The organism is Microbacterium sp. zg-Y1090, from assembly GCF_030246945.1.
Classification (GTDB): Bacteria; Actinomycetota; Actinomycetes; order Actinomycetales; family Microbacteriaceae; genus Microbacterium; species Microbacterium wangruii.
On the sequence record NZ_CP126742.1, the window covers coordinates 208,395 to 221,269 of the forward strand.

The following is a 12,875-nucleotide window of genomic DNA, read 5'->3' on the forward strand; positions in this document are numbered from 1 at the left end:
TCGCCGCCGCGTTCGTACTGTCGATGATGACTCTAGGGGGAACGCAGACGGCGCTCCCCGCGCCGGGAAAGCAGGCCACCGCGTCGATGCCGCCGCGGGGCGGGCAGTGCGGGCGGGACGGGCCGGGCGGCATCCGTAGACTCGAAGCCATGACCGTCGCCTCCACGCCCGCTCTCGAAGCCGACCGCCAGGCGCTCATCGCGCTGATCAAGGATGAGGCCGTCTTCCACGGCGACTTCACCCTCTCCAGCGGCAAGAAGGCCACGTACTACGTCGACATGCGCAAGCTCACGCTCGACCACCGCGCCGCGCCCGCGATCGGGCGCATCATGCTCGACCTGGTGCGCGACGTGGACGGCGTCGTGGCGGTGGGAGGGCTGACCCTCGGCGCCGACCCGATCGCCAACGCGATCATGCACGAGTCGGTGCACGCCGGCACGCCGCTGGACGCGTTCGTCGTGCGCAAGGAGCCGAAGGACCACGGTCGCGGCCGTCAGGTCGAGGGGGCCGACGTCGCCGGAAAGCGCGTCATCGTGGTCGAGGACACCTCAACGACCGGGCAGTCCGCGCTGAAGGCCGTCGAGGCGCTGCGTCGCGAGGGCGCCGAGCCGGTCGCGGTGGCCGTCATCGTCGACCGCAAGACCGGCGCGCAGGCTGCCGTCGAAGCGGCGGGCCTGCAGTGGCTGGCCGCCATCGACCTCGACGACCTGGGGCTGCAGCCGCAGTAGCCCGCCCGCCCGCGATCGGCGGCTCGCGCGCGAGCTGTCCCGTCAGTGGTCGCGCCCGCGCCCGCGGATGTACTGCACGACGAAGACGACCAGCGTGGTGGCGGTCATGGCCGCCGCAGACAGCAGCAACAGGGTCTGTTCGAACTCGTTCACGGGCGCCGTCCTTCCGCCGCGTCGGCCACGATCTTGGCGATGCGCATCGTCTTCGTCTCGGGCCGCTTGGCCATCGCCACCGCCGTCAGTCCCATCTTGCGCGCCGAGGCGGGAAAGGCGTCCCAGTTCGCCCGCGCCTGCGGAACCGCGTCGAGGGCCGCGGTGAGCTCGGGAGGCTCGATGCCCGCCTCCGGGCCGTCGAGCAGCTCCCACGCGCCGCTCGCCTTCGCCTCGGCGACGACCCGCCGCCCGGCCTCGGCCATCTCGCCGGAGGCTTCGAGCTGCGCCACCCGCGCCTTGTTCGTTGCCGCCCATCCGCTCCCGGGTCGTCGCGGTGAGTACCACTGCCCGATCGTCTCGTCGTCGTGGGGGCGCACGGTGCCGTCGATCCATCCGAAGCACAGCGCCTGGCGCACCGCGTCGTCGTAGCCCACGAGTTCCCGCACGACCCCCGCCCGCGGGCGCAGCAGCCACACGCCGCGCGCCGTGGCGTGGTGCTCCTCGAGCCAGGCCCGCCAGGCGGCGGCATCCGTCGCCCGCAGCGCCTCGGCGTCGTCGTGCACGCCCATCACAGCACCTCGGGAAGCTCGGTTTCGATCGGTTCGGACGTGAGGAGGTCGGCCACGGAGTCGAGGATCTCGTCGGGACGGAACGGGTAGCGCTCCACCTCGCTGCGGTCGCTGATGCCGGTGAGCACCAGCACGGAGTGCAGTCCGGCCTCGATCGCGGCGACGACGTCGGTGTCCATGCGGTCGCCGATCATGCCGGTCGACTCGGAGTGGGCGCCGATGCGGTTGAGCGCCGAGCGGAACATCATCGGGTTGGGCTTGCCGACCACGTACGGCTCGCGGCCGGTGGCCTTCGTGATGAGGGCCGCGAAAGCGCCGGTGGCCGGCACCACGCCGTAGGGGGTCGGGCCGGTGGCGTCGGGGTTGGTGACGATGAATCGCGCGCCGTTGTTGATGAACCGGATCGCCCTCGTGATGGCCTCGAACGAGTACTGCCTCGTCTCTCCCACCACCACGTAGTCGGGCTGGGTCTCGGTCATGATGTAGCCGGCCTCGTGCAACGCCGTCGTCAGCCCCGCCTCGCCGATGACGAACGCGCTGCCGCCGGGCAGCTGCGAGCGGAGGAAGTCCGCCGTCGCCAGCGCCGACGTCCAGATGCTCTCCTCTGGCACGTCCAGCCCCGACGCCCGCAGCCGTGCGCTGAGATCGCGCGGCGTGAAGATGGGATTGTTCGTCAGCACCAGGAACGGCGTGCCGGTGTCGCGCCACTGCGTCAGCAGCTCGGCGGCACCGGGGACCGGTCGGTTGTCGTGGACGAGCACGCCGTCCATGTCGGTCAGCCAGCAGTCGATGTCGGCGCGGGTCCGCATGTGGCCAGCCTATCGGCGGCTCTGCCCGTAGTCTCTGACGTGTGCCGCGACGCGATGACTGGGACCCCGAGCGCCTTCCCGACCTCGAGGGCCGCCGTTACCTGATCACCGGCTCCAATAAGGGGCTCGGGTTCTTCGCCGCGCTGCAGCTCGCCGGCGCCGGAGCGCAGGTGGTGATGACCGGGCGCAACCCGAATCGTCTCGCCGCGGCCAGGGCGGCACTGCTGCGGCTGGTGCCGCACGCCACCTCCGTCACCGTCGAGACGCTGCTGCTGGACACCAGCAACCTCGGCTCGGTGCGCGCCGCCGCAGCGACGGCCCGCGGCCGGCGCGGGCTCGACGGCCTGCTGCTGAACGCCGGCGTCGTGCATCCGCCGAAGACCCGCGAGCTGACCGCCGACGGCCACGAAGTGGTGCTGGCGACCAACGTGCTCGGCCACTTCTCGCTCGCCGGGGAGATGCTTCCCGCGCTCGCCGCCGCGGGCGGGCGCATGGTGTGGCTGGGAAGTATGGCCACCACGCTGTGGCCTTTCGACCCGGCCGACCCTGAGCTCGAGGAGGGGTACACCGGCTGGCGCGCGTACGTGCAGTCGAAGGTGATGACCACCGCCCTCGGCTTCGAAGCCGCTCGTCGGCTGAGCGCTGCGGGCGTGCCGGTGGGAAGCGTCGTCGCCCATCCCGGCTACGCCATCGGCGGCCGCACCCGCGGCATCCTCGGCGTGAACGAGCCCGACCGCGCCAAGCGGTTCACCGACAACCTGCAGGCGGCGTTCGCCCAGTCGAAGGAGCGCGGCGCCTGGCCGCTCGTGCGTGCGCTGGTCGATCCGCACGTGGAGAGCGGATCGTTCTGGGGTCCGGGAGCGGTGGTCCGCGGTGCACCGCGTGTGGCACGCGCGTCGAAGATCACCCGCGACACCGATCGTGCCGCACGACTGTGGGCGTTCTGCGAGACGGCCACGCGCGTTGCCTGGCCGTTCGACAAGGCCGCGCGCACGCGGCGCCGCAGCCGGGCCTGATCGGCCGTGCCCAGCCCGCCGGTCAGGCGGTGACCCAGATGGCGTCGTCGGCGCCCGCAGGCAGCGCGGTGGGCGCCGCGCCATCGATCGACACGGTGCCGTCACCGACCACCGTGACGGTGTGGCCGACGTCGAGCCCGGCCTCCTCGCACGCGCGCAGCAGCGCCGGGTCGCGGTCGCTCACCCGCAGCACCCGGCCTTCGTGGCCGGGGACCGCCTGGGCCAGCAGCACGAAGGGCTCGCGGTGCACGACGCCGTCGGCATCGGGAATGGCGTCGCCGTGCGGGTCGAAACGCGGGTGTCCGAGCCGCGCGGAGATGCCCTCGAGCAGGCGGTCGCTGATGGTGTGCTCGAGCACTTCGGCCTCGTCGTGCACCTCGTCCCAGGCGTAGCCGAACTCCCGCACCAGCCACGTCTCCACCAGGCGGTGCCGCCGGATCACCGCGGCCGCGCGGCGCGTGCCCTCGGGGGTGAGGGTGACCGGTCCGTACGGGCGGTGGCTGACCAGGCCCAGCGCGGCGAGCTTCTGCACCATCTCCGTGACGCTGGAGGGGGCGAGCCCCAACTCGGATGCCAGCCGCGACGGCGTCACCGGATCGGTCTGCCACTCGGTGTGGTGGTAGATCGTCTTGAGGTAGTCGTCGACGACGGGACGCGGGTCGGGTTTGGGCATGCGGGCCTCCGGGATCAGCGCTCCAGCCTACCCAGCGGCCGCAGAGCGTCGATGGGCGAGCGCGCGCCCGATGACCCCCTGCCGAGGGGCGAACAGATAGGCGAGCAGGAACAGCGCACCCATCGTCAGGACGACCAGACCCCCGGAGGAGGCGTCGAGGTAGTAGCTCAGCAGGATGCCGGTGACGGCGCTGAACGCGGCGACGGCGGGTGCGATCAGCAGCATCCGCCCGAAGCGGTCGGTGAGCAGATATGCCGTCGCCCCGGGGATGATCAGCATCGCGACGACGAGGATGACGCCCACCGCCTGCAAGGCCACGACGACCGTCACCGCGAGCGCCCCCAGCAGGAGCGCGCTCAGGCGGCGCGGACTCAGTCCGATCGCCTGCGCATGCGCGGGGTCGAACGCGAAGAGCGTCAGGTCGCGGCGCTTGACCATCAGCACCGCGAGCGTCAACGCCCCGAGCCCGAGCACCTGCACGAGGTCGGCCATGCCGACGCCCAGCAGGTTGCCGAACAGGATATGGCTGAGGTCGGTCTGCGAGGGAGTCACCGAGATCAGCACGAGCCCCAGCGCGAACAGCGTCGTGAAGACGACGCCGATCGCGGCATCCTCCTTCACCCTGCTGGTGGTGCGCACGATTCCGATGGCTGCGACGGCCGCGACGGCGAACACGAGCGCGCCCACCGCGAACGGCGCGCCGATCACGTACGCGAGCACGACGCCGGGGAGCACGGCGTGGGAGACCGCGTCGCCCATGAGCGACCAGCCGATGAGCACCAGCCAGCAGCTGAGCACCCCCGTGACGATCGCCGCGACCGTGGTGACCATCAGCGCGCGCACGATGAAGTCGTACTGCAGCGGCTCCAGCAGCCAGTCCACGGGATTCATTCCCCTCCCTCCGCCGCCGGACGCTGCAGAACGTCCAGGCCGAACGTGCGGGCGAGGTTGTCGGGCTGCAGCGCCTGCTCCGGGCTGCCCTTCAGCAGCACGCGATGCAGGAACAGCGCGACCTCGTCGCACAGCGCCGGGAGGGCCTGGAGATCATGGGTCGAGACGAGGATGCTCGCCCCGTCGGCCGCCGCTTCGCGCAGCACCGCCGTGAGTGTCGCCTCCGTGCGCTTGTCGACGCCGGCGAAGGGCTCGTCCAGCAGCAGCACGCGCGCCTGCTGTGCGAGACCGCGCGCCACGAACGCCCGCTTGCGCTGTCCTCCCGACAGCGCGCCGATCTGACGATCCGCCAGGTCGGCGAGCTCGACGCGGTCGAGGGCTTCCGCCACGGCTGCCCGGTCCGCGGGGCGCGGCCGGCGGGTGAGGCCCTGATAGCCGTACCGCCCCATCATGACGACCTCGCGCACACTGAGCGGGAACGACCAGTCGACTGCCTCGGACTGGGGGACGTAGCCGACCAAGCCGGCCCGACGTGCCTCCGGCGCGGTGAGTCCTCCGATGCGCACCGAACCGGAGACGGGTCGTGCGACACCCATCACCGCTTTGAACAGCGACGACTTCCCGGAGCCGTTCATCCCGACCAGGCCGCACACCACTCCCCGCCCGAGGGTGAGGGATGCGTGGTCGACCGCGATCACGTCGCCGTACCGCACCGTGACGTCGTGCGCCTCCAGCGCGGGCGTCACTGCTGCTCCGTCCCCGCCAGCCCCGCCGCGATCACGGCGGCGTCGTGCCGCAGCAGGTCGAGGTAGGTGGGCACGGGCCCGTCAGGATCCGACAGCGAATCGACATAGAGAACCCCTCCGAACACCGCGTCGGTGGCCTCGACGACACGCTGCATCGCGGCATCCGAGACGGTCGATTCGCAGAACACCGCGGGGATGCCGGTGTCCCGCACGGCATCGATGGTCGCGGCGATGCGGCGCGGCGTGGCCTGCTGTTCGGCGTTGACCGGCCAGATGTAGTGCTCGGTGAGCCCCGCGTCGCGGGCGAGGTACGAGAACGCCCCCTCGCACGTCACGAGCGCGCGGTGCTCGGAGGGAAGGGTGTCGAGCACCGCCGTCAGCTCGTCGTGCAGCGCCTGCAGCTGCCGCTTGTAGGCGGCGCCGTTGCTCTGGAAGGCGGCGGCGTTGTCGGGATCGAGCTCAGTGAACGCGGCGACGAGGTTGTCGACGTAGACCTGGGCGTTGAGGGGAGACATCCAGGCGTGCGGGTTGTCTCGGCCGGCGTAGGCGTCCTCCCCGATCGCGATCGTGTCGACACCCTCGCTCACGACGACGCGGGGGACGTCGAGGTCGGCGATGAACTGTTCGAACCAGGCCTCCAGGCCCAGCCCGTTGTCCAGCAGCAGGTCCGCCTCGCCTGCGCGGGCGACGTCGCCGGGGGTCGGCTCGTACCCGTGGATCTCCGCACCGATCTTGGTGATCGACTCCACCCGCAGGTGTTCGCCGGCCACGTTCTGCGCGATGTCCTGCAGCACCGTGAAGGTCGTGACGACGACGGGACGGTCGTCGTCACGCGCGGTGGAAGCCTCCGAGCACCCCGTCAGTGCGAGGGCGCTCGCGGTGACGATGGCCAGAAGAGCGGGGATCGGGCCGCGCGGAGTTTTCGGCATGCCGAAAAATTAGCAGAGATTTCGGTACGCCGAAAAGTGTTTCTGCGCACCTGCGCCCCTCCGGGATGACCAGGCCGGACAGGGGTCTGCGCGGGGCTCCCCCGGGAACGCTGGGTAGCCTGAAGGGGTGACTGACCGCGCCGCCTCCGCTCCCGACGGCGCCGTCGTGCCCGCCGAGGTGCCGGAGCCCGCCGAGCCGACGCTGCCCTACGGCGTCGGCCCGTGGCCGGGTGGTCCCGAGGCGTGGCCCGACGACCCCCGCTACGACCGCGACCTGCTCGCCGAGGGCGACCGGCGCAACGTCGTGGACCACTACCGGTATTGGACGATGGCGGCGATCGTGGCCGACCTCGATGCGAAGCGGCATCCGTTCCACGTCGCCATCGAGAACTGGCAGCACGACATGAACATCGGATCGATCGTGCGCAGCGCCAACGCGTTCGCCGCCGCCGAGGTGCACATCATCGGAAAGCGGCGCTGGAACCGGCGCGGTGCGATGGTCACCGACCGCTACCAGCACGTGCGTCACCACGAGGACGTCGCGGCATTCGCCGCCTGGGCGGACGAGGCCGGCCTGCCGGTCGTCGCCGTCGACAACGTGCCCGGGTCGGTCCCCGTGGATCGCGCCGAGCTGCCCCAGCGGTGCGTGCTGCTGTTCGGTCAGGAAGGTCCGGGCCTCTCGGAGGAGGCGCTCGCCGCCGCCGACGGGGTCGTCGAGATCGCGCAGTACGGCTCGACCCGCTCCATCAACGCCAGCGCCGCGGCGGCCATCGTCATGTACGAGTGGTGCCGGCGCTGGGCGTGAGCGTCACACGCCGGCGCTGATCCACTGCGGCCGCCGCACCCGCCAGGTGAGGGTCGCCAGCCGCGCCAGCATGTACACGCCGAAGAACGTCGCCGCCAGCCACGCCAGCCCGGCCGCGCCCTGCGGCTGCAGCGCGCCGACCAGCAGCAGCGCCGGCACGAAGGGCAGCAGGTTCAGCCCCCCGGCGATCGCGAGATAGCGCACGTCGCCGGCGCCCATCAGCACACCGTCGAGCACGAAGACCACCCCGCACACCGGCTGCGCCAGCGCCAGCACGAGCAGCGCCGGCTGCACCAGCGCCGCAATCGCGGGATCGCCGGTGAACAGCAGCCCGATCACGCCCGACGCCGCGGCGACGACCACGCCCACGAGCACGCCGAAGCATCCACCCCACGCCACGGTGCGCTGCAGCACCTTGCGCACCGCGCGCTCGTCGCCGGCACCGAGGCTCTTGCCGATGAGCGCCTGCGCGGCGATCGCCAGTGCGTCCAGAGCGAAGGCGGCCGTGGAGAAGATCGTGAACGCGACCTGCCAGCCCGCGAGCTCCTCCGTGCCCAGTGCCGTCGCCACCCCCACCGTGGCCAGCAGTGCGGCGCGCAGCGACACGGTACGCAGGAACAGCCACCCGCCTGAGCGCGCCGATCCGCGCACGCCCTCGCGGTGGGGCAGGACGGATGCCGCATGGCGCTGGGCCAGTCGCTGCACGACGACCGCGTAGGCGGCCACCATCGCCCACTGGGCGACGACGGTGCCGGCTGCAGAGCCGGCGATGCCCCAGCCGAGACCGTAGATGAACAGCCAGTTCAGCAGGGCGTTCGCGGTGAACCCGAGGCCGGCGATCCACAGGGGCGTCACGGTGTCCTGCATCCCGCGCAGCAGGCCGGTGGCCGCGAACACGATGAGCATCGCCGGCAGGCCCCACATCGAGATGCCGAGGTAGATCTCGGCCTGCTCGGCCACCTCCGCCGTTGCGCCGAACAGGCCGACGACGGTCGGGGTCGCCAGCGAGCCGACCAAGGCCAGCACGGCGCCCAGCCCCAGCGCGAGCCACAGCCCGTCGATCCCCGCGCGCACCGCCGAGCCCATCTCGCCCGCACCGAAGCGGCGGGCGACGGCCGGCGTGGTCGCGTAGGCGAGGAAGACCATCAGGCCCACGATCGTCTGCAGCACCGCCCCGGCGATCCCCAGGCCCGCCAGCGGCACCACCCCGAGGTGGCCGACGAGGGCGGCATCCACGATGAGGAACAGCGGCTCGGCCACCAGGGCGCCCAGCGCCGGCACGGCCAGCCGCAGGATGTCGCGGTTGAGCGGGTCGCGCGTGGTCACCCGTCGAGCCTACGGCCGCGAGAGCGCGGCATCCGCGCCGCGCAGGCACAGGTGCCGCGCCTATCCTGGGAAGCATGACCGACGCCCTCCCCTCCGGCCTTGCGCTCGACGACCTGAGCCCCGAGATCCGCCCCCAGGATGACCTGTTCCGCCACGTCAACGGTGCGTGGCTCGACCGTACCGAGATCCCCGAAGACAAGGCGCGCTGGGGATCGTTCCACCTCCTCGCCGAGCAGGCGGAGCAGCACGTCCGCGCGATCGTCGACGAGTCCCAGGACGCCGAGCCCGGCACCGAGGCGCGCAAGATCGGCGACCTCTACACGAGCTTCATGGACACCGAGCGCATCGCCGCCCTCGGCGCCGAGCCGCTGCAGGCGCTGCTGTCCCAGGTGGATGCCGTCACCACGGTGCCCGAGCTGCTGAGCACGGTCGGTCGTCTCGAGCGCGACGGGGTCGGCAGCTTCTTCGGCATCTACATCGAGCCCGACCCCGGCAACCCCGAGCGCTACGTGCCGTTCGTGCTGCAGAACGGGCTGTCGCTGCCCGACGAGAGCTACTACCGGCTCGAGAGCTTCGCCGAGACGCGGGCCGCCCACCGTGCGCACATCCACCGCATCCTGGAGATGGCCGGCGTCGCGGACGCCGGCGCCCAGGCCGACCGCGTCGTGGCGCTCGAGACGGAACTGGCGTCGCACCACTGGGACAACGTGCGCAGCCGTGACGCGGTCGCCACGTACAACCTCAAGACGTGGGACGAGGTGCGCGCCCTGGTCGGCGTCGACCTCGACCCGTGGCGCGAGGCCGTCGCCCCCGGACATGACGGCGCGTTCGCCGAGCTCAACGTCAACCAGCCCTCGTATCTCGAGGGACTGGGCTCCGTGCTCACCGAGGAGCGACTGGAGGACTGGAAGGCGTGGCTGCGCTTCCAGATCGTGCACAGCATGGCGGCCTTCCTGTCCGATGACTTCGTCGAGGAGAACTTCTCCTTCTACGGCACCCAGCTCACCGGTGTTCCGGTGAACCGCGAGCGGTGGAAGCGCGGCGTGGGCCTCGTCGAGGCGGCGCTGGGCGAGGCCGTGGGCAAGGTCTACGTCGAGCGGCACTTCCCGCCTGAGGCCAAGACCGCGATGGATGAGCTGGTCGCCAATCTCGTCGAGGCGTACCGTCGATCGATCTCGGGCCTGGAGTGGATGAGCCCGGAGACCCGCGAGCGGGCCCTCGCCAAGCTCGAAGCCTTCACACCCAAGATCGGCTACCCGGTGAAGTGGAAGGACTACGCCACCCTCGAGATCGACCCCACCGACCTCGTCGGCAACGTGCGCCGCGCCCACGTGTGGGAGCACGACCGCCAGCTGGCCCGCGTGGGTCAGCCGATCGACCGCGACGAGTGGTACATGACCCCGCAGACGGTCAACGCCTACTACAACCCGCTGATGAACGAGATCGTCTTCCCTGCCGCGATCCTGCAGTACCCCTTCTTCGACGCCGGGCGGGATGCCGCGGCGAACTACGGCGGCATCGGCGCCGTGATCGGGCACGAGATCGGCCACGGCTTCGACGACCAGGGGAGCCGGTTCGACGGCGACGGGTCGCTGCGCGACTGGTGGACGGACGCCGACCGCGCCGCGTTCGAAGAGCGCACGAAGAACCTCATCGCGCAGTACGACGCTCTCGTGCCGGTCGGGCTCTCGGCGGAGCACCACGTCAACGGCGCGCTCACCATCGGTGAGAACATCGGCGACCTCGGCGGCCTCGGCATCGCGCTCAAGGCGTACGCCCTCTCGCTGGGTACCGACGAGGACGGCATCGCCGCCGAGGCGCCCGTGATCGACGGTTACACCGGCATCCAGCGCCTGCTGATGAGCTGGGCGCAGGTGTGGGAGCAGAAGAGCCGCGACGCCGAGACGATCCGCCTGCTCACGATCGACCCGCACTCGCCCAACGAGTTCCGGTGCAACCAGATCGTGCGCAACATCGACGCGTTCTACGACGCATTCGATGTGACCGAGGGCGACGCCCTGTGGATGCCTCCCGCCGACCGGGTCACGATCTGGTGACCACCCGCCGCTCACGCCGACTCCGGCCGGCGTGAGCGGCACCCCCTCATTTCGGAAGGACGCACGCGTGGGCAATCCCGACCCGCAGCGCAGCCGCGAGAAGCAGCCACCCCTGCGGGGTGCGCGACGAAAGCCGCGCCGTGAGGCAGCTGCGCGGCGCTCATTCACCGCGACGTGGAAGGTGCTCGACGAGCTCGCCGCGTCGGGCGCACGGCTGTCCGTGCGCGTGGAGGACCTCGACAACGGCGAGGCGGTGCTCGCGGGTGACGACCACCGCACCCTGCCCGTCGCCGGGCTGGGGGTCGTCCCCCTCCTCCTCGAGACGGCGGCGGCCTTCGAAGACGGAAGGCTGGATCCGCTGGAGATCGTCGACCGCCAGCAGCTGCCGCCGGTGGCCGTCGCCGGCGTCTGGCAGCACCTCAAGGCGCCGGCGCTGCCCCTGGCCGACCTGGCCGTGCTCGCCTCGGCGACCGGTGATGCGCTCGCCACCAACGCCCTGCTCGAGCGGGTGGGGCTGCCGGCGGTGCGCTCCCGGCTGGAGTCTCTGGGCATCGACCACACCGCGCTCATGGACGGATTCCGCAACGAGCGCGGTCCCGACGACGCCCCTCAGGTGGCGCTGGGCACCGCTCGCGAGCTGGCGGGACTGTTCTCGTCGCTGGTGAACGCCCGGGCGGTCTCTCCGGGGGTCAGCGCTCAGGTGTCGGAGTGGCTGAGCCTGAACGTGGACCTCACGCTCGCGGCATCCGCCACGGGGCTCGACCCCTTTGCGCACGAGGACGACGCCCACGGCCTGCTGTTCGTCAACAAGACCGGGCGAGGCGACGGGATCCGGGCCGAGGGCGGCGTCCTGGCCGGCCCCCGCGCGGGGGTGGCCTACGCGATGCTGGTCGCGTTCGATGACCTGTCGATCGCCCACCGCCTGCGCGTTCACGAGGCCTTCCGCACCCTGGGCGTCGAGCTCATGGAGTACGTGTACTGACCGGTCGTTGAGCGAGCGCAGCGAGACCCCGGTCGTTGAGCGAGCGCAGCGAGACGAAACGCCCCGTGCCCTTCGGCGTTTCGTCTCGGTCGCTGCGCTCCCTCGCTCAACGAGCGGTACGCCCTCGGTCGTTGAGCGAGCGCAGCGAGACGAAACGCCCCGCCCGCCCCGGTCGCTGCGCTCCCTCGCTCAACAACCGCCGCGTCGCGGCACCCCGGTCGTTGAGCGAGCGCAGCGAGACGAAACGCCCCGGTCGTCGGGGTCGGCGGTTTCCCCCCGCCATACCCCGCGGCAGGATGTCGGCATGGAGCATCCGCTGATGTTCGACCACGACGATCCGCAGCTGCAGCGGCTGCGCGCGGTGTGCCTGGCGCTCCCCGAAGCGCAGGAGAGGATCAGCCACGGCCGGCCGAACTTCTTCACCGTGCGCACTTTCTGCTACTTCGGCGGCAGCGCCCGGGTGGGACCGGGCGATTGGGTGCCGCATGACGGGGCGATCATCGTGCGGCCCGACCCCGTCGATGAGCCCGCGCTGCGTCAGGATGCCCGATTCTTCGTGCCCGCCTACCTCGGCCCCTCGGGGTGGCTCGGCATCGACCTCGCCGACCTGGACTGGGACGAGGTCGCGGAGCTCGTCGACGCCTCCTACCGGGTGACCGCTCCGGCCCGCCTGGCGAGGCTGCTGGACTAGCGGGGCCCGGGTCGCCGTCGGGGAGTCCTGTCCTCCTGGCGACCGCCTCGGAGCTCCGGGCACCCAGGCGCCGGATGTCGCCCACCGCCCACGCCGCGACGACGAACCCGGCGAGTCCCAGCGCGACCGCGAGCGGCGTCGCGGGTCCCGTGCGCGTGTAGGGGAGTGTCGCCGTCAGCAGCACGACGGCGGCCATCAGGGCGGCGGATGCCGCGACGAGCGCCAGGATCGGTGTCGCCCTGTATCCGCGGGCCTGCGGCATCCGGTGCGTCGAGGGCCTCAGCGCGCCGGCCCCATCAGACGGATGCCGACGAGCACCAGAGCGGCGCCGATCGCTGCGGCCCCGATCAGCGCGATCAGGGTGCCGCCGCCGAGGGGAAGGATCGTGCCCCAGACGCCCAGTGCGAGCCCGCCGAGGAAGAGGGCGGCGATGTACGTCCTGACGGGGGTGGAGGTCGTCACGCTCGCAATCTAGCAGTTGGGGCGAAGCGCGCGCCCGG

Annotated in this window: 14 protein-coding genes; 6 read left to right on the forward strand and 8 right to left on the reverse strand. The window is 71.6% G+C overall.

Features of this window, described 5'->3' with window-relative positions; translation table 11 throughout:
- Nucleotides 1-149 precede the first annotated feature (149 nt).
- Entirely contained in the window at nt 150-728 is a 579-nt protein-coding gene (gene pyrE, locus QNO26_RS00940; RefSeq protein WP_257532883.1) for an orotate phosphoribosyltransferase, read from the forward strand.
- A gap of 149 nt (nt 729-877) precedes the next feature.
- Here the strand turns inward: pyrE and QNO26_RS00945 are convergent, their stop codons facing one another.
- Nucleotides 878-1,450 (reverse strand): YdeI/OmpD-associated family protein, encoded by a 573-nt coding sequence (locus tag QNO26_RS00945; protein ID WP_257532885.1) that lies wholly within the window; start codon nt 1,448-1,450, stop codon nt 878-880.
- Nucleotides 1,450-2,259 (reverse strand): HAD-IIA family hydrolase, encoded by an 810-nt coding sequence (locus QNO26_RS00950; RefSeq protein WP_257532887.1) that lies wholly within the window; start codon nt 2,257-2,259, stop codon nt 1,450-1,452. Before QNO26_RS00950 ends, QNO26_RS00945 begins: the two co-directional genes overlap by 1 nt.
- A gap of 41 nt (nt 2,260-2,300) precedes the next feature.
- Between QNO26_RS00950 and QNO26_RS00955 the strand changes: the two genes are divergently transcribed.
- Nucleotides 2,301-3,275, forward strand: a complete 975-nt coding sequence (locus QNO26_RS00955) for an SDR family NAD(P)-dependent oxidoreductase (RefSeq protein ID WP_257532890.1) — start codon at nt 2,301-2,303, stop codon at nt 3,273-3,275.
- Between the two features lie 22 nt (nt 3,276-3,297).
- Here the strand turns inward: QNO26_RS00955 and QNO26_RS00960 are convergent, their stop codons facing one another.
- The 4 genes from QNO26_RS00960 to QNO26_RS00975 are packed head-to-tail and all read right to left on the reverse strand — an operon-like array spanning nt 3,298 to nt 6,514.
- Nucleotides 3,298-3,948, reverse strand: a complete 651-nt coding sequence (locus tag QNO26_RS00960) for a metal-dependent transcriptional regulator (RefSeq protein WP_257532892.1) — start codon at nt 3,946-3,948, stop codon at nt 3,298-3,300.
- A gap of 27 nt (nt 3,949-3,975) precedes the next feature.
- Complete coding sequence (locus tag QNO26_RS00965; RefSeq protein WP_257532893.1) at nt 3,976-4,839, reverse strand: metal ABC transporter permease; 864 nt, start codon at nt 4,837-4,839, stop codon at nt 3,976-3,978.
- Nucleotides 4,836-5,585 carry a metal ABC transporter ATP-binding protein gene (locus QNO26_RS00970; RefSeq protein WP_257532896.1) on the reverse strand — a complete coding sequence of 250 codons (750 nt, stop codon included), beginning with the start codon at nt 5,583-5,585 and terminating at the stop codon, nt 4,836-4,838. Before QNO26_RS00970 ends, QNO26_RS00965 begins: the two co-directional genes overlap by 4 nt.
- Nucleotides 5,582-6,514 (reverse strand): metal ABC transporter substrate-binding protein, encoded by a 933-nt coding sequence (locus QNO26_RS00975; protein ID WP_257638626.1) that lies wholly within the window; start codon nt 6,512-6,514, stop codon nt 5,582-5,584. The genes QNO26_RS00970 and QNO26_RS00975 overlap by 4 nt, the downstream gene beginning before the upstream one ends.
- A gap of 178 nt (nt 6,515-6,692) precedes the next feature.
- Here QNO26_RS00975 and QNO26_RS00980 point away from each other — a divergent pair, with 178 nt between their 5' ends.
- Nucleotides 6,693-7,319: a TrmH family RNA methyltransferase gene (locus QNO26_RS00980; protein ID WP_257533140.1), complete on the forward strand. Its 627-nt coding sequence runs from the start codon at nt 6,693-6,695 to the stop codon at nt 7,317-7,319.
- A gap of 3 nt (nt 7,320-7,322) precedes the next feature.
- Here QNO26_RS00980 and QNO26_RS00985 read toward each other — a convergent pair whose 3' ends face one another.
- On the reverse strand, nt 7,323-8,645 hold the full coding sequence (locus QNO26_RS00985) for an MATE family efflux transporter (protein WP_257532899.1): 1,323 nt from the start codon (nt 8,643-8,645) through the stop codon (nt 7,323-7,325).
- Nucleotides 8,646-8,719: 74 nt separating this feature from the next.
- Between QNO26_RS00985 and QNO26_RS00990 the strand changes: the two genes are divergently transcribed.
- From QNO26_RS00990 to QNO26_RS01000, 3 genes are all read left to right on the forward strand, one after another.
- Nucleotides 8,720-10,702 (forward strand): M13 family metallopeptidase, encoded by a 1,983-nt coding sequence (locus tag QNO26_RS00990; RefSeq protein ID WP_257532901.1) that lies wholly within the window; start codon nt 8,720-8,722, stop codon nt 10,700-10,702.
- 67 nt (nt 10,703-10,769) lie between these two features.
- On the forward strand, nt 10,770-11,684 hold the full coding sequence (locus QNO26_RS00995; protein WP_257532903.1) for a serine hydrolase: 915 nt from the start codon (nt 10,770-10,772) through the stop codon (nt 11,682-11,684).
- Nucleotides 11,685-11,988: 304 nt separating this feature from the next.
- The gene (locus tag QNO26_RS01000) at nt 11,989-12,375 is read left to right on the forward strand and encodes an MmcQ/YjbR family DNA-binding protein (protein ID WP_257532905.1); all 387 of its coding nucleotides are present in this window, start codon (nt 11,989-11,991) and stop codon (nt 12,373-12,375) included.
- A 279-nt stretch (nt 12,376-12,654) separates the two neighbouring features.
- Here QNO26_RS01000 and QNO26_RS01005 read toward each other — a convergent pair whose 3' ends face one another.
- Entirely contained in the window at nt 12,655-12,837 is a 183-nt protein-coding gene (locus QNO26_RS01005; RefSeq protein ID WP_257638628.1) for a hypothetical protein, read from the reverse strand.
- Nucleotides 12,838-12,875: the final 38 nt, after the last annotated feature.

Excerpts from the sequence above, each read along its gene's own strand:
- pyrE (WP_257532883.1), top strand. The coding sequence starts at position 150 with ATGACCGTCGCCTCCACGCCCGCTCTCGAAGCCGACCGCCAGGCGCTC.
- QNO26_RS00945 (WP_257532885.1), bottom strand. The coding sequence starts at position 1,450 with ATGGGCGTGCACGACGACGCCGAGGCGCTGCGGGCGACGGATGCCGCC.
- QNO26_RS00950 (WP_257532887.1), bottom strand. The coding sequence starts at position 2,259 with ATGCGGACCCGCGCCGACATCGACTGCTGGCTGACCGACATGGACGGC.
- QNO26_RS00960 (WP_257532892.1), bottom strand. The coding sequence starts at position 3,948 with ATGCCCAAACCCGACCCGCGTCCCGTCGTCGACGACTACCTCAAGACG.
- QNO26_RS00965 (WP_257532893.1), bottom strand. The coding sequence starts at position 4,839 with ATGAATCCCGTGGACTGGCTGCTGGAGCCGCTGCAGTACGACTTCATC.
- QNO26_RS00975 (WP_257638626.1), bottom strand. The coding sequence starts at position 6,514 with ATGCCGAAAACTCCGCGCGGCCCGATCCCCGCTCTTCTGGCCATCGTC.
- QNO26_RS00990 (WP_257532901.1), top strand. The coding sequence starts at position 8,720 with ATGACCGACGCCCTCCCCTCCGGCCTTGCGCTCGACGACCTGAGCCCC.
- QNO26_RS01000 (WP_257532905.1), top strand. The coding sequence starts at position 11,989 with ATGGAGCATCCGCTGATGTTCGACCACGACGATCCGCAGCTGCAGCGG.